The 14,942-nt window shown below is 66.1% G+C and carries 12 protein-coding genes and 1 pseudogene; 4 read left to right on the forward strand and 9 right to left on the reverse strand.

Going from position 1 to position 14,942, the window contains the following annotated elements; translation table 11 throughout:
• Positions 1 to 8: 8 nt before the first annotated feature.
• Together LJ655_RS27075 and LJ655_RS27080 are read right to left on the reverse strand one after the other, a co-directional pair.
• Positions 9 to 3,137: an efflux RND transporter permease subunit gene (locus tag LJ655_RS27075; protein ID WP_230564239.1), complete on the reverse strand. Its 3,129-nt coding sequence runs from the start codon at positions 3,135 to 3,137 to the stop codon at positions 9 to 11.
• Entirely contained in the window at positions 3,134 to 4,282 is a 1,149-nt protein-coding gene (locus tag LJ655_RS27080; RefSeq protein WP_230564240.1) for an efflux RND transporter periplasmic adaptor subunit, read from the reverse strand. Before LJ655_RS27080 ends, LJ655_RS27075 begins: the two co-directional genes overlap by 4 nt.
• Before the next feature lie 217 nt (positions 4,283 to 4,499).
• Here LJ655_RS27080 and LJ655_RS27085 point away from each other — a divergent pair, with 217 nt between their 5' ends.
• Positions 4,500 to 5,117 carry a TetR/AcrR family transcriptional regulator gene (locus tag LJ655_RS27085; RefSeq protein ID WP_230564241.1) on the forward strand — a complete coding sequence of 206 codons (618 nt, stop codon included), beginning with the start codon at positions 4,500 to 4,502 and terminating at the stop codon, positions 5,115 to 5,117.
• Between the two features lie 78 nt (positions 5,118 to 5,195).
• Here LJ655_RS27085 and LJ655_RS27090 read toward each other — a convergent pair whose 3' ends face one another.
• The gene (locus LJ655_RS27090) at positions 5,196 to 5,408 is read right to left on the reverse strand and encodes a hypothetical protein (RefSeq protein ID WP_230564242.1); all 213 of its coding nucleotides are present in this window, start codon (positions 5,406 to 5,408) and stop codon (positions 5,196 to 5,198) included.
• A 269-nt stretch (positions 5,409 to 5,677) separates the two neighbouring features.
• Here LJ655_RS27090 and LJ655_RS27095 point away from each other — a divergent pair.
• A pseudogene (locus LJ655_RS27095) lies at positions 5,678 to 6,569 on the forward strand (LysR family transcriptional regulator); the annotation flags it as partial.
• A gap of 197 nt (positions 6,570 to 6,766) precedes the next feature.
• Here LJ655_RS27095 and LJ655_RS27100 read toward each other — a convergent pair.
• The 6 genes from LJ655_RS27100 to LJ655_RS27125 form a co-directional block, all read right to left on the reverse strand.
• On the reverse strand, positions 6,767 to 6,997 hold the full coding sequence (locus LJ655_RS27100) for a DUF2795 domain-containing protein (RefSeq protein WP_230564244.1): 231 nt from the start codon (positions 6,995 to 6,997) through the stop codon (positions 6,767 to 6,769).
• A 110-nt stretch (positions 6,998 to 7,107) separates the two neighbouring features.
• On the reverse strand, positions 7,108 to 7,362 hold the full coding sequence (locus tag LJ655_RS27105; protein ID WP_230564245.1) for a hypothetical protein: 255 nt from the start codon (positions 7,360 to 7,362) through the stop codon (positions 7,108 to 7,110).
• 219 nt (positions 7,363 to 7,581) lie between these two features.
• A complete protein-coding gene (locus LJ655_RS27110) occupies positions 7,582 to 8,919 on the reverse strand; it encodes a C45 family autoproteolytic acyltransferase/hydrolase (RefSeq protein WP_230564246.1) in 1,338 nt (445 codons plus the stop codon).
• Between the two features lie 157 nt (positions 8,920 to 9,076).
• Positions 9,077 to 10,810, reverse strand: a complete 1,734-nt coding sequence (locus tag LJ655_RS27115; RefSeq protein WP_230564247.1) for a ClcB-like voltage-gated chloride channel protein — start codon at positions 10,808 to 10,810, stop codon at positions 9,077 to 9,079.
• Between the two features lie 112 nt (positions 10,811 to 10,922).
• Positions 10,923 to 11,660, reverse strand: a complete 738-nt coding sequence (locus LJ655_RS27120) for a glutathione S-transferase (RefSeq protein ID WP_230564248.1) — start codon at positions 11,658 to 11,660, stop codon at positions 10,923 to 10,925.
• A 202-nt stretch (positions 11,661 to 11,862) separates the two neighbouring features.
• A complete protein-coding gene (locus tag LJ655_RS27125; protein ID WP_230564249.1) occupies positions 11,863 to 12,939 on the reverse strand; it encodes a YeiH family protein in 1,077 nt (358 codons plus the stop codon).
• A 125-nt stretch (positions 12,940 to 13,064) separates the two neighbouring features.
• Between LJ655_RS27125 and LJ655_RS27130 the strand changes: the two genes are divergently transcribed.
• Both LJ655_RS27130 and LJ655_RS27135 read left to right on the forward strand, forming a co-directional pair.
• Positions 13,065 to 13,958 carry a LysR family transcriptional regulator gene (locus LJ655_RS27130; RefSeq protein ID WP_230564250.1) on the forward strand — a complete coding sequence of 298 codons (894 nt, stop codon included), beginning with the start codon at positions 13,065 to 13,067 and terminating at the stop codon, positions 13,956 to 13,958.
• A 161-nt stretch (positions 13,959 to 14,119) separates the two neighbouring features.
• Positions 14,120 to 14,914 carry a sugar phosphate isomerase/epimerase family protein gene (locus LJ655_RS27135; protein ID WP_230564251.1) on the forward strand — a complete coding sequence of 265 codons (795 nt, stop codon included), beginning with the start codon at positions 14,120 to 14,122 and terminating at the stop codon, positions 14,912 to 14,914.
• Positions 14,915 to 14,942: the final 28 nt, after the last annotated feature.

Here is a 14,942-nt window from a genome sequence, read left to right on the forward strand (position 1 = left end):
GCTCATGCTCAGTTACCCGTGTGCGTGGCGCCGGAACCGGTCGGCGCGGGCGGCTCGCGCTCGTCGGTGCGCACGCGGAACGACGCGGCGTACAGCGCGGGCAGGTAGAACAGCGTGAGGATCGTCGCGCTCGTGATGCCGCCCATCAACGCCGTTGCCATCGGCCCGAAGAAGTTCGAGCGCAATAGCGGGATCAGCGCGAGCACGGCGGCCGCGGCGGTCAGCGTGATCGGCCGGAACCGCCGCACGGTCGCGCCGACGATCGCATCGAAACGTTTGTGCCCCGACGCGATGTCCTGCTCGATCTGATCGACGAGAATCACCGAATTGCGCATGATGATGCCGAACATCGCGATCACGCCGAGCATCGCGACGAAGCCGAACGGCTGGCCGAACAGCAGCAAGGTGAGCACGACGCCGATCAGGCCGAGCGGCGCGGTCAGCACGACCATCAGCACGCGCGCGGAGCTTTGCAGCTGGATCATCAGCAGCGTGAGCACCGCGATTGCCATGAGCGGCAACTGCGCGAAGATCGACGTTTGACCCTTGGCGCTTTCTTCGACCGAGCCGCCGATCTCGATCCGGTAGCCGACCGGCAGCGTCGCGCGGATCGGCGCGAGCGCCCGGTCAACCGCGTGCGTAACGTCGATGCCTTGCGCGCCGGGCATGACGTCCGACTGCACGGTGATGGTCGGCTGACGGTCGCGTTCCCAGATCACGCCGTACTCGAGGTCGTTGCGCAGAGCTCCAAGCGTGCCGAGCGGCACCGGGCCGTTCGGCGTCGGCATCGCGAGCGCGGTCAGCAGCGACGGATCGACGCGTTCCGCGCGCGGCGCGCGCAGATCCACGCTGATCAGCTTGTCGCGCTCGCGATACTGCGTGACCGTGTAGCCGGACATCGTCATCGCGAGGAAGCTGGAGATGTCTTCGGATGTCACGCCGAGCTCGCGAGCGCGTTTCTGGTCGATTTCGAAGCGTGCCGAGCGCTCGGCGGGTTCATCCCAGTCGAACTGCACGTTGCGTGTGCCGCGATCCGCGCGCATCGTCGCGGCGACGCGTTCGGCGATCGAGCGTACGGTCGCAATGTCGTCGCCACTCACGCGGAACTGCACCGGATAGCCGACCGGCGGTCCGTTCTCCAGGCGCGACAGGCGCGTGCGGATCGCCGGAAAGTTGTTGAGCAACTCCGGCTCGAGCCACTGCGCGAGCTTCTCGCGATCCTTGACCGACTTCGCGGTGATCACGAACTGCGCGAAGTTCGGCTGCGGCAGTTGCTGGTCGAGCGGCAGATAGAAGCGCGGCGCGCCGGTGCCGACGAAGCTGACCGTGTGACCGATCTCGGGGCGGCCCTCAAGCACTTTCTCGAGGCGTTGGGCCTGGCGCAAGGTGGCGTCGAACGACGCGCCTTCGGGCAGCCGCACATCCACCAGCAATTCCGGCCGGTCCGAACTCGGGAAGAACTGCTGCGGCACCAGCGAGAATCCGGCCATCGCGAGCACGAACAGCAGCACCGTGATCGCGAGCACGACGAAGCGCCGCTCGATGCACCAGCCGATCCAGCCGCGCAGGCGCGTATAGAAGCGCGTGTCATAGATGTCGTGCTCGTGGTCGTCGGGCTCGTGCGCGTGGCGTTTGCGCTCCGGCAGCATGTGATAGCCGAGCAGCGGAATCAGCACGACGGCTGCTAGCCACGACGCGATCAGCGCGATCGCCGACACCTCGAAGATCGAGCGCGTGTACTCGCCGGTGCTCGATTTCGCGAGCGCGATCGGCAGGAAGCCCGACACGGTCACGAGCGTGCCGGTCAGCATCGGAAACGCGGTGCTCGTGTACGCGAAGGCCGCGGCGCGCGCGCGATTCCAGCCTTGTTCGAGCTTCACCGACATCATTTCGACCGCGATGATCGCATCGTCGACGAGCAGCCCGAGCGCGAGCACGAGGGTGCCGAGCGATACCTTGTGCAATCCGATATCGAACACGTACATGCACAGCGCGGTGACCGCGAGCACCACCGGAATCGAGATCGCGACGACCATACCCGTGCGCACGCCCAACGACACGAGACTCACGATCAGCACGATCGCAACGGCTTCGGCGACGGCTTCGAGGAAGTCGTTGACCGAGCGCGCGACCGCGTGCGGCATGCTCGATACTTCGACGAGATTCAGACCGACAGGCAGTGCGGCGCGCAGTTGCGTCATCTGCTGATCGAGCGCGCGGCCAAGACGGATCACGTCGCCGCCCGGCTGCATCGTCACGCCGATGCCGAGCACGGGCTTCCCGCCGAAGCGCATCTGCGTGACGAGCGGCTCGTCGTAGCCGCGCCTGATCGTGGCGATGTCGCCGAGACGGAACGTGCGGTTGTTGATGCGGATCAGCATGTCGGCGAGCGCGTTGACATCGTTGAACTGTCCGCTCGGACGCACGAACACGCGGTCGTCCGTGGTGGTCAGCGTACCCGCGGGCGCGATCGCGTTCTGCGCGTTGATCGCCTGGCCGAGCTGCTGCGGCGAGATGCCGAGGCGCGTCAACTGCGTGTTCGCGATCTCGATGTAGATGCGCTGATCGGGGTCACCGAAATAATCGACCTTGCCGACGCCCGGCACGCGCAGCAGCACCGTGCGCAACTGGTCCGCGTAGTCGTGCAGTTGCGCGGCGGAAAAACCGTCGCCTTCGAGCGTGTAGATGTTCGTATAGACATCGCCGAACTCGTCGTTGAAGAACGGGCCCTGGATGCCCGGTGGCAAGGTCGCCGCGATATCGCCGACTTTCTTGCGCACCTGGTACCACGTCTGCGGCACCTGGCTTACTGGCGCCGAGTCCTTCATCGTAAAGAAGATCAGCGATTCGCCGGGGCGCGAGTAGCTGCGCACGAAATCGATGTACGGCGTTTCCTGCAGCTTGCGGCCAATGCGGTCGGTCAGTAGATCCTGTACCTGGCGCGCGGTGGCGCCCGGCCAGTACGTACGGATCACCATCACACGGAACGTGAAGGGCGGGTCTTCGGACTGCGCGAGCCGCGTGTACGCGAGGATGCCGAACGCGGTGGCCAGCGCGATCAGGAAGACCACCAGCGCCTGATGACGCAGCGCCCACGCGGACAGGTTGAAGCGTCCCTCGTCGTGCGGCGTGCTCATGAAGCGAAATCCTCGGGATGCAGCGGCGCGATCACGCGGACTTTCTGGCCGGCGCTCACCGTGTGCACGCCTTGCAGCACGACGCTGTCGCCATCTTTCAGGCCCTCGCTCACGATGAACGTGCGTTCGTAGTAGCGAGTGACCGTCACGCGACGCAGTTCGAGCGTATTGTCCGCGGCTCGCACGACCCAAACGGCCGGCTCGCGCCCCTCATGGAACAGCGCCGTGACCGGCAGCGTAAACATGCCGCGCTGCGCGGCCGCCTGAGCGAGCGGCACGTCCGGCGTGACGTCGGCGGTCATGCCGAGACGCACGTCGGCGCCGGCATCGATCAGCGTCAGACGCGCGCGCCACGTGCGGCTTTGCGGATCGGCGGCCGGCGACAGCTCCCGCACGCGCGCGCTGAACCTGCGACCCGGCAACGCCGCGAGCGTGACGCTCGCGTTCTGGCCAACCGCGAACGCCGCGAGCGCGCTTTCGGGCACGTCGCACAGCACGTCGACGTCGCCGCTCCACGCGAGGTTGTAGACGGCCTGGCCCGCCGACACGTTCTGGCCCGTGTCCGCCTGTTCGGCCGTGATGACGCCCGCATGACCGGCCACGAGCGTCGTGTACTGCAACTGGTTGTTCGCGAGCGCCGCCTGCTGTTGCGCCTGATCGCGCTGTGCGAGCGCGGACGCGTACGCGTTGGTGGTCTGCTCGAGCTGCGCCGGCGCGATGAGATTCTCTTTGGCCTGCGCCTTGTCGCGGTCGAGCTGCTGTTGCGCATAGACGAGCGTGTGCTGGGCGGCGTCGAGCTGCGCCTGCGTGGCGGCGGCGTTTTTCTGTGCATCGGCCGGGTCGAGCAGCGCGACGACTTCGCCGCTCTTCACGGTGTCGCCGAGCCGCACCCGCCGCTCGATGATCTTGCCCGCAATGCGGAACGACAGCGGCGTGGAGTAGCGCGCCTGCACTTCGCCGGGCAGCGACGCTGCCTGCAGCGCATGGCCGTCCGCGTGCACGGCGAGCGCGACCACCGGGCGCGGCGCGGGCGCGGCGGCTTCCTTCCTGGAGCAGGCCGCGAGCGCGAGCGCGCCTGCCAGCGCGAGCGCGCACGTTTGCCTGGAGAAACCGTGGTGAGAGGATGGAGGAAACTGCTGGCGCATCGCTGACGATGCGGTCGAACCGGGACGCTTCACAATTACCCCAACTGGAGACAGCGAACGAACACGGCAAGCCGCACGGCCCGCCAGCGAAGACCTGCATGCCGTATCATGCTATTTGCATACAGGTGTGGCTTTGAATGATGAAGCGCATTCTAATACACTCCTGTATTTGAATGGATAGGTGAATTAGAATTCTTTTCGAGCTAGACTGGCGGCCATGAAACGGCAAAGACTAACGAGAGAGCAGAGCAAGGACCAGACGCGAGAGCGCCTGCTCGACGCCGCGCAGGCGACCTTCATGAAGAAAGGCTTCGTCGCGACGAGCGTCGAGGACATCGCGGCGGCCGCCGGCTATACGCGCGGTGCGTTCTATTCGAACTTCCGCAGCAAGACCGAGCTGTTTCTCGAGTTGCTGGGACGCGATCACGAAGCGATGCAGGCGGGCCTGCACGCAATCTTTGAAAATGCGGCGTCGCGCGAAGAGATGGAGGCGCGTGTGCTGCGTTACTACAGCTCACTGCATCGCGAGAACAAGTGTTTTCTGCTGTGGGCCGAGGCGAAGCTGCTGGCGGTGCGTGACGGGCGCTTCCGGTCGCGCTTTAACGCCTTCATGCACGAGAAGATCGAGCAATTGAGCGCTTATGTGCGCGAGTTCTCGGAGCGCGTGGGCACACCGATTTCGATGCCGCCCGAGCAGTTCGCAATCGGTCTGATAGGCCTGTGCGACGGCGTGCAGTTCTTCTACGCGGTCGATCCGCAGAACGTGCCCTCGGAGATGGCCGAAAAGGTGCTGGCGGGATTTTTCTCGCGCGTGGTGTTCGGGCGCGATGCGTGAGAACCGGCGTTGAGCCTGGATGCGCGAACGCGCGACCCTTGCGGATCGCGCGTCAGATACGGCAAAAAAACCAGAAAATCAGTCGATCGGCAGTGGCGCGCAGGTATCGACAGCGGGCGCCGCACAGGCGAACGCATAGCGGCTGCTGGAGCTGAGAATTTTCTCCCCGGCGTGCAGCGCGGCCTTCATATCCGGGCTGCGCTCGTAACCGATATACGCTGAACTCGCGGCAGCTGACCAGCAAACCAGCGAGAACGCGATTTTTTCCAGCAGTTGAAAACGATGTGGCATGGCGGTGGAGCGGTCGTTTCTTTGGCCTGTATGGTACCAGCATATTAGGGTTTATCCCTAGTCGGATTCCACGATGTACTCCGCGATAGCGGCAGGGCGGACACGCCGCGTCGAACGTGACCGGAATGTCATTTCCGGGTCAGTGTTGGGACATGTCTGATCGATAGAATCGGATGCATAGGGCAAACCCGCAGGCGCCCATGCCGCGCGGGGCAATACTGGCGCCAACAGTTGCGCCGGCCCGGCTCGATCGAGGCAGGAGTCGTCCCATGAATCAACTGCAGTCGATGCGCGTGTTCGTCAAAGTGGCGGACCTCGGTAGTTTCGTCGGCGCGGCGGGCGCGCTGGATCTGTCCACCGCGGTCGTCACACGGCACGTCGCGGATCTCGAAGCGCGGCTCGGCACGCGACTGCTGAACCGCACGACACGGCGTCTGTCGCTCACCGAATCCGGCGCGACCTACCTGGAGCGTGTCCGCCACATCCTCGCCGATCTAGAAGGCGTCGAGCAGATGGTGGTGGCGCGCAATCACGAGCCGGTCGGCACCCTGCGCATCGTCGCGCCGGTCGTGTTCGGACTGCATAGTCTGGCGCCGGTCGTGCAGTCGTACGCGGCGCGCTATCCGGAAGTCGTGCCCGATGTCACGCTCGCCGACCGCCACGTCGATCTCGTCGAAGAAGGGTTCGACGTCGGCATCGTGGTTGCGCGGCATATGCGCAGCGCGAGCATCGTCACGCGGCGGCTGACGACCGGCTATATGACGGTGTGCGCGACGCCCGGCTATCTGGCGCAGCACGGCACGCCGAGGCGCCCCGAAGATCTGCTGCGGCATTCGTGCCTGAGCCGGCCGGCAGAACAGGGCGGCGGCGAGGAACGCGTGTTCATGGGTCCGGATGGCGAGGTGCGGGTGCGGCCGACCAACGCGATCGCGGCCAACAACGCCGAGATGCTGCGGCAATTCGCGCTGTTGGGCATGGGCGTGGCGATCCTGCCGAGCTACCTGATCGGCCGGGATCTGAAGGCGGGGCGGTTGGTACGCCTGCTCGACGAGTACAGTCTGCCGCCTATCGAAATCACGATTGCGTATCCGAGCCGGCTGCATCTGCCGGCGAAGGTGCGCACGTTCATCGACCATGTGGTCGAGCATTTCCAGCCGGACAGCAGGCTGTCGAAGGGGTCTCACGGCGTGGCGCAGGTGCGGCGGCTGGCGGAGGTGGCCGGGTCCGATGACGTGACCGCGCGAGAGGTGGCCGGCGACGCGCTCGAAAACCGCGGCACGACGCGCCGTCTGACGCGTGTGCCGCGCACGCGGATCGCGGCGTCGCAGTTCTAACGTGTGAGGTGGCGCGCGGCGCGTCTAGATTCCCAAGCCGGGACCGTAATTGCCGCTGATCAAGCGCGTGACCGACTCAATGTCGACATAGTCCTGCTCAGGCATGCCATCGAGCATCGCCAGCACCTCGTTGCTCGCGCCCGCTTCGCGCGCCGCGGCGACGAGCGCATCCTTGTTGGTCGGGAATTCGACTTCGCCAAGAAGATCGGCGATCTGCAGATCGATCGATTCGCCGGGAATGTCCGAGGCTGTCATGCGTGCTCCTGTCGTGCTCAAGTTAGTCGAATCTTTATTATCGCCGCGAAGAGCCACAGTCTGGCCGCGGTGAGCCTCTCGCAGTCCCGCGCATTGTGCAGCGCTCGTCCTCAGGTGGTCAGATGCTCGTTCTGCCCGGTCAGGCTGCGCTCCAGATGCCGGGACTTCGGCAGCGCAATATGGTCCCATTGCTGCGGATGGTTCTCGTCGATGCTCGAAACGTCCGGCGCCGGCGGCGCGACCGGCGCGGCGTTCGCCCGTTGCGCGAACCTGGGGGAATCCGCGCTGTCCGGCGCGGTATGGACCGGCGCGGCAAAGCACGAGGCCGACAGCGTCACCATGGTCAACAGTGTCGAGGTTCTCATCGCCCGACCTCCTAAAGCTCACGCGGCGCTGACAATGGAGCAAACCCTGTGCCGTCCCGCGTCGAAAGGACGGAGCAAGCTACCGGCCGCGTGGCGCTGCGCGGCCCATGCTCTTTACCATCTTAGATGGCAAATTCTGCAACGCGCGCCCATTTGCCACAAAACCATATTGCATAGATTCCATGATGGCACGAACGGCACTCATGCGTCGGCCAGGCGTTAGCGCAGCACGTCGAAGCGCGTCCACGGCCACGACGGGCGGTCGCGCATATAGCCGTTCAGCCAGTTCCACTGCGGATGCCGCTTCATGAACGCCTGGGCGTCGAACGGGCGGCCGCATGGATGACCCCAGCGCGCGGTGAACGCCATCTCGCGCGCCATTTCGCTATCGGCCACTTTGCCGTCGTTCGCGCCCCACGGATTGAACGGTCCATGATCGGTACCGCCGAAGCGCGCGTCGTCGAGCTCCAGATGCCCGCAGATCGTGCGCGAACACGGGTTGTCGTTGCGATCGAGATAGACGTCATGATGATCGGCGATCATCCGCTTCGCGAGCTCAACGTCGATCCTGCCGCGATGCATTTCCTCGAGTTGCATGAAGCGCAGACGCCGCGCACCGTTCTTGCGCACGTCGGTATAGTCCTCGCCTTCGCCGATGCATTCCTGGTTGCGGATCTTCAGATCCGTCGCGGTGTTGTAGCCGCTATAGAAACCGTCCCTGGTGGTCTCGAAGCCCGAGTAGTGCAGCCCGAGTTCGTAACGCGCGATCTCGCCGGTCTTCGTGTCGCCGAGCAGCCAGCTGTTCGCGTAGCCGCCGTTGTTCGCGAGCGAGAACATATCGCACCATTCCTTGATGCTGTTCGCGTATTGCGACGCGCGCCGCGAACGATAGAACTCGGGCGCGCCGGCCGCGTTGTAGCCCGCGAAGCTCGAGATCGTCGTTTCGGTGATCATCAGGCCGGCCGCCGTGACCCAGAAATCGGTCAGGCTCGAGATGCAGCCCGGCAAGCCCTGCATCAGGATACGGTTGCCACGATCCGGCACGATGTCGAACACGACGTTGAAGGCGTCGCCCGCGGCGTAGCGGTCCCACGAGTTGTGCGCCATCACGATGCGGCCGTCGCGCGTTGCGTTGCCGGTCGCGATGAATGCGCTGCAATGATGGCCGCGCCGGCCGCGCCACAGTTTTGCGCCCAACTGCGGCTGCTGCTGCGCCGCGTGCGTCGGCCACCAGCTTTGCAGCAGATCCATGTAGCCGTTCCACGCCAGCACTTCGGCGAACGGCAGCTTCGCGCCGTCGGCGATGCCCTGGATTTCGTCGGCGAATTCGGTATCGAGCTTGCTCGCGAACTGGCTCGTCGCCGCGTTGACGAAGACGTCGAACTCCTCGCCGGTGTCCCACTTCGCGAGATAGCGCGCGGTGCGGATCGCGTTCCTGATTTCGTCGGCGAGCAATTGGCCGTGCTGCTCGCCGCGATCGTACGGCTCGCCCTCGATATGCACGAAAATCCAGCCGGCCTGATCGCGGCGTACGGCCTCGGGGTCCGGTTCGCTCATCTTCGCTCCGACGATACGGTGCTCGCTGTTGCTGCGCCCATGCTGGCTTCACGCATGACGGCTGCACGAGGGGCGGGCGCTCTGTCCATTGTAGAGAATCCGCGCGGCTTTGCATTGCGGCCGCGAAGCGCTTGTGTGCGGACGTCGGGCGACTGTTTTAGCGCGACGGATTCATGCGGAAGTACGCATCGAGCAGCGACGTCTTGTAGACGACGCCGGTGAGCTTCGGATGCGCGGCGCTTTCGATCACGGGCAAGCGCTCGCCCTGAAACGCCAGGAAGTGCTGCAACGCGACGCCGAGCGACATGTCCGGCGTCAGCACGTCGAAATGCGGCTGCAAATAATCGGCGGCGGTCTTCGTCGCGGTGTCGCGCGCTTCGAGCAGATCGGACGTGATGTCCTTCAGCGCGACCACGCCGAGAAACGCGCCCGAGTCGTTCGCGACGTACAGATACTTGACCGGATATTCGAGGAACACGCGCGTCATGTCGTGCACGGTCGCGTTCGGCGGCACGACCGTCTGCGCGGGACGGATCAGCTCGCGCATCTGCGTCGCTCGCAGACGTGCGCGCTCCTGCTCCTCGCGATTGCGGCGCAGCGTGATCTCATACATCGAGGTCTTGCCGATCGCACGCGCGATGAAGTACGCGACCACGCTCGAGAGCATCAGCGGCAGCACGACCTGGTAGCTCAGGGTCATCTCGAAGATCATCAGGATCGCCATCAGCGGCGCCTGAGTCGCGCCCGCGAGGAATGCGCCCATGCCGACCATCGCATACGCGTAGGCGGCCGACGTCGCCTCCGGCCACAACGCGTGCATGCCCTGGCCGAACAGCGAGCCGACCGCCGCGCCGACGAACAGCGTCGGCGTGAATACCCCGCCGACCGCGCCGGAGCCGGCCGTCGCCGCGGTCGCCGCGAGCTTGCAGACGAGCACCACCACGAGCGCGGACCATGTCCACGGCGAATGCAGGATCGAGTTCACGACGCTATAGCCGTTGCCCCATACCTCGGGCTCCGCGACCGAAATGATGCCGACCACGAGACCGCCGAGCGCGAGCCGCATCGGCAGCGGCACGGGCAGTTTGCGAAAGGCCGCCTTCGACGCGTCGAGCAGCCGCAGAAACTGCGGCGCGGCCGCGCCGCACAGCCCGCCGAGCGCGACGAACAACAGCACCTCGAGACCGGTCACCGCCGGGAACTCCGGCATCTCGTAGGGCGGCTTGTAGCCGGCGAACTCGCGCATCGTGATGTTCGCGACGACGGCGGCGACCAGCACCGGCCCGAAGCTTTCCATCGCAATCGAGCCGAGCACGATTTCGGTGACGAAAAACGCGCCTGCGATCGGCGCGCTGTAGGCGGAGGTGATGCCGGCCGCCGCGCCGCATGCGACGAGCAGGCGCAGCCGCGGCGGATCGAAGTGGACCCAGCGGCCGATCAGCGACGAGGCGAGCGCCGCCAGCTGCACCATCGGACCTTCGCGGCCGATCGAGCCGCCGCTCGCGATCGTGAACAGCGACGACACGCTGCGCCACAGGCTCAGGCGCACCGGCACGACGCCGTCGCCGATCGCGACCGCTTCCATGTAGTCGGTGTGCCTGTTGTCGTCGGCGTGGCGCTGCGCGATCAGCAGAAACACGCCGGCGACGAGACCACCGGCGGCCGGCAACCAGATGCGCATGGTCCACGGCAGGCTGCGCGCCAGTTCGACGAAGCTGCCGGAGTGGCCGGTCATCGTCAGTTGGAGCTGTTCGATGCACCTGCGAAACACGACGGTCGCAAACGCGCCGACGATGCCGACCACGACCGACCAGACCAGCATCGTGTGGGCTTCGGAGAGCCGGAAAAGGCGTTGGGCGCGGGTGCGCAGCTTCAGCAGGAATGAAAGCACGTCGATGGTACGAGGCGTGAAGGCGGGTTGAAAAAGACGCGGCACAACAGCCGCGCGCCCGCCTCGAATGGCGGGCGCGCTATGGCGGGCGGGCGGGTGCGGGCCGCGCGGATCAAGCTGCCGCCTTGTCGAGTTCGGGGTAGTGGCGGAAGACACAACTTTCGTTATGGCCGATGCGCCGGTCCGAGTCCAGATATGCGGCGATCTTCGGTCTGGCGATCACGCTGTCGTGCAGCGCGGCGAGCCGCGGATAGTGTTCGCCAAAGCGCTTCAGCGCGCGCGGAAACGCGTACAGCAGACCGTCGATCAACTGAAACATCGACAGGTCGACGTAGGTCAGCGTGTCGCCGACCATGAAGCGGTCGCCGGCCGGATTCTGCGCGAGCACGCGCTCGAAGTACGACATGAACTTCGGAATCCGGTGGTCGATGAAATCGTGCGCGCGCACCTTCGCCGCGTCTTTCTGATCCTCGTAGTAGAGGCCGCTCGCGAGCGGATGGTGGGTGTCGTGCGCTTCGGTGACGACGTCGGCGATCGTCAGCTGCAGACCGTTTGCGACGTAACGCAGGCTGTCGACCGCGGGCGCGAGATTCAGCCGCGGGCCGAGATAGAACAGGATGTTGGCGGTCTGTGAGATCACCAGATCGCCGTCTTTCAGGAACGGTGGCGCGAACGGCGGATACGGCTCGTCGGGGCTTTGCATCACCGTCATCATCGCCTGGGTGCCGAGGCCCTTCGAAGGCTTGCCGCGCGCGACTTCGACATAGTCGACGCCGGCTTCCTCCAGCGCGAGCCGCACGAATTCACCGCGCCCTTGCAGGCCGTCCCAGTAATACAGTTCCAGGCTCATCGATCGATCCTCATGGCGGTCGCCCGGACGCGTCGCGGCAACGCGGTTTTATCGTTGCCGGCCGATGTCGCGCGCGGGCGGGTTGCGGGAGCAAAATTCGCAGCAACGAGTATGCCGTGTGATCGGCCGGGATGGGGCGCGAGAAAGCGCAAAACCCCGCGCGCGGCGGGGTGTCGGGGAAGGCGGGCAAGTTTGCGCCGGCTTACCGGAGCAGGTGCTGGACGGCCCATGTGATGCCCAGACCGCCGGCGATCAGCCATACGTACAGAATCAGGCCGGTGGTGAGCGCGCGCGGACCCGCTTCGCGAATCTGCGAGATGCGCGTTTCGATGCCGAGTGCGGTCATTGCCATCGTCAGCACGAAGGTGTCGAGCAGGTTCAGCGTCGAGGTGGCGCTTTCCGGCAGCACATGCAGCGAATTGACGACGACGCAGGCGAGGAAGCCGAGCGCGAACCAGGGGATCGCGAGCTTGCGCGGGGCCGCGCCCTCGGCGCTGCCGTGCTGGGTACCGCGCGCCGCACGGTTCACCCAGAGGCCGACCACCAGCAGCACCGGCACGAGCAGCATCACGCGCGTCATCTTGACGATCGTCGCGATGTGCGCCGCTTCCGGGCTCACGTTGCTCGCCGCGCCGACCACCTGTGCGACCTCGTGGATCGTGCCGCCGAAGAAGAGGCCCGCGCCGACCGTATCGAGATGCAGCCAGCCCGCCTTGAACAGCAACGGGTACAGGAACATCGACAACGTGCCGAACAGCACGACGCTGCCGACGGCCATCGCACTCTTGTGCGGCTTCGATTGCAGCGTCGATTCGAACGCGAGCACCGCGGCCGCGCCGCAGATCGCGCTGCCGGCCGCTGTCAGCAGCGCGGTGTCGCGATCGAGCTTCATGATTTTCATGCCGGCCCACGTGCCGAGCGCGAGCGTGCTGACGACGATCAGCACCGACACCGCGAGACCGGGCAGACCGACGTGCGCGATTTCCTGCAGGCTCACGCGCAGACCGAAGAACGCGACCGCGATGCGCAGCAGCTTGCGCGCGGAGAAATTGACGCCGGCCGCCCAGCTGGCCGGCATGCCGTCGCGCAGCGCGTTGCCGTAGATCGCGCCCGCGACGATGCCGACGATCAGCGGACTGAGGCCGAGGCCGGCAATCGCCGGAATCTGCGCGATGCGCGTGACGGCGGCGGCGAACAGCGCGACGAACAGCACGCCGTTGAGCTGGCCGCGCGTGGACAGCGCGGGGGATGCGGTGAGCGGGGCGGTGGGGGTGGACATATCGGATGCCTGTCTTCCTGGCGGACTGCGTGGGCAGCAATGGGGCTAATCCTAAATTAGATATATCGATATGAAAAATCATGATTTAGAATGTAAAGTATCGGCCAGTCGGATACTTTATCGACATGACCCCGGATCAGCTTATAACGTTCGCGGCGGTCGCCGAACATCGCAACATCAGCCGGGCCGCGGTGGCGCTGCATCTGTCGCAGCCGGCGGTGTCGGGCCAACTGAGACAGTTGCAGGACGAGTTTGGCGAGCCGCTGTATCAGCGTGATGGCCGCGGCGTGCGGCTGACGCCCGCGGGCGAGCAGCTCGCCATCTACGCGGCGAGGTTGCGCGATACGTGGCGGCAGGCGCACGCCTATCGCGACGCGCTGCGCGGTCTGGAGCGGGGCACCTTGCGGATCGGCGCGAGCACGACGCCGGCGAGCTACCTGCTGCCGTACCTGATCGCCGAATTCCATCGCCGTTTTCCGCACGTGAGCGTCCATACCGCCCACGGCAACACGGCGGAGATCGTCGGTGCGCTGGGCTCGGTCGATATCGCGATGATCGAGGGCCCGGCCGGCGCCGATCTGCCGCCGGACACGCTCGTCCACGCGTGGCGCGAGGACGAAATCGTCGCGATCATGCCGCGCTCGCATCCTCTTGCGCAGGCGGACAACGGCGGGCGCATCGAACTGGCCGCGTTCGGCGCTTATCCGCTGGTGCTGCGCGAGGAGGGCTCCGGCGTGCGGCAGACGGTCGAGCGCGAATTCGCGCGCGCGGGCGTGCCGATGCGCGTCGCGCTCGAAATCGCGGGCGTCGAAGGGGTGAAGGAGGCGGTGCGGGCCGGCATGGGCGTCGGCTTCGTATCGGCGATGTCGATGCGGCACGAGGACGGCGCGCTTTGCCTGCTGTCGCTGAGCCCGCAGCCGCTGACGCGGCGATTCTCGATTCTGGTGCGGCACGCGAGTGCGCAGTCGCGCGTTGTGGAGCAGTTTCTGGCGATGTGTGTCGCTGACGAAGCGGGTTGACCCGCCCGCCGCACGCCGCCGCGCCTGGGGATTTTCTCTATGGTGCGTGATGGCTGGCCCGCGCACTATTCGCACATCGGAGCGCCTCGGCGCTTTTTTAAGAAGCGCGTCTGGAACCGGTTCCAATTTCCATTCTTCGAACGAAATCGAGCGAATTCAACATGGCTGATGCAGTGGAGATCGTGATCGTCGCCAGCGCGTTCGGTGTGAATGCGGTGCGCGCCGACGGCCATCTGAAATGGGCCCGGGCGGCAAGGCGTGCCGGCGCGGCGGGTTTCGAGGTGCGCCGCGAGCTGTTCGCGAGCCACGCGGAGGCGGAGCGGCAGCGGCTGCGCGCGCTCGGCGGGGCGCTGGCCGATCTCGGGCTGTGGTCGGTGTTTTCGACGCCAGCATCGCTGTACGAGACGCACGGCCAGCTCGATACCGGCGCACTGCGTCTCGCGCTCGACGAAGCAGCCGCGCTCGGCGCGCGCTTCGTCAAGCTGCAGCTCGGCGGCTTCGCTGGCGAGGCGCACGGCGCGGCGATTGCTGCGCACCTCGCGAGCGGGAAAGGCAGCGCGGGCGACGCGCAGCCGCGGCTCGTCGTCGAAAACGGGCAACTGGCGCAGGGCGGCTCGCCCGCGCAGTTCGCCAGGCTGTTCGACGCGCTCGTACGCGAAGGCCACGCGGGCGTGCTCGGCATGACCTTCGATATCGGCAACTGGGCGTGGCTCGGCGTCGCGCCGCTGCAGATCGCCCCACTGCTCGCGCCATACGTGGAGTACATCCACTGCAAGACCACGGCGGGCGAGGGCGCGCGGCGCTTCGCGCTCGCGCCGGCCGAGGACGACGCGCAATTCCGCGCGGTCCTCGAGCGCCTGCCGCGCGACGTGCCGCGTGGCATCGAGTTTCCGTTCGACACGAGCCGGATCGACGCGCACGCCGCGCGCTGCGTGAGCTGGCTCGCGCGCGTGTAGAGGCGCGACACGACACATCACGAATCGA

Origin of the sequence: Paraburkholderia translucens (genome assembly GCF_020881035.1) — a bacterium.
GTDB lineage: Bacteria > Pseudomonadota > Gammaproteobacteria > Burkholderiales > Burkholderiaceae > Paraburkholderia > Paraburkholderia translucens.

Bases quoted from the DNA above. Each gene is read 5' to 3' on its own strand.
- LJ655_RS27105 (WP_230564245.1), bottom strand. From the start codon at position 7,362: ATGAGAACCTCGACACTGTTGACCATGGTGACGCTGTCGGCCTCGTGC.
- LJ655_RS27135 (WP_230564251.1), top strand. From the start codon at position 14,120: ATGGCTGATGCAGTGGAGATCGTGATCGTCGCCAGCGCGTTCGGTGTG.
- LJ655_RS27125 (WP_230564249.1), bottom strand. From the start codon at position 12,939: ATGTCCACCCCCACCGCCCCGCTCACCGCATCCCCCGCGCTGTCCACG.
- LJ655_RS27130 (WP_230564250.1), top strand. From the start codon at position 13,065: ATGACCCCGGATCAGCTTATAACGTTCGCGGCGGTCGCCGAACATCGC.
- LJ655_RS27110 (WP_230564246.1), bottom strand. From the start codon at position 8,919: ATGAGCGAACCGGACCCCGAGGCCGTACGCCGCGATCAGGCCGGCTGG.
- LJ655_RS27080 (WP_230564240.1), bottom strand. From the start codon at position 4,282: ATGCGCCAGCAGTTTCCTCCATCCTCTCACCACGGTTTCTCCAGGCAA.
- LJ655_RS27075 (WP_230564239.1), bottom strand. From the start codon at position 3,137: ATGAGCACGCCGCACGACGAGGGACGCTTCAACCTGTCCGCGTGGGCG.
- LJ655_RS27100 (WP_230564244.1), bottom strand. From the start codon at position 6,997: ATGACAGCCTCGGACATTCCCGGCGAATCGATCGATCTGCAGATCGCC.
- LJ655_RS27090 (WP_230564242.1), bottom strand. From the start codon at position 5,408: ATGCCACATCGTTTTCAACTGCTGGAAAAAATCGCGTTCTCGCTGGTT.
- LJ655_RS27120 (WP_230564248.1), bottom strand. From the start codon at position 11,660: ATGAGCCTGGAACTGTATTACTGGGACGGCCTGCAAGGGCGCGGTGAA.
- LJ655_RS27085 (WP_230564241.1), top strand. From the start codon at position 4,500: ATGAAACGGCAAAGACTAACGAGAGAGCAGAGCAAGGACCAGACGCGA.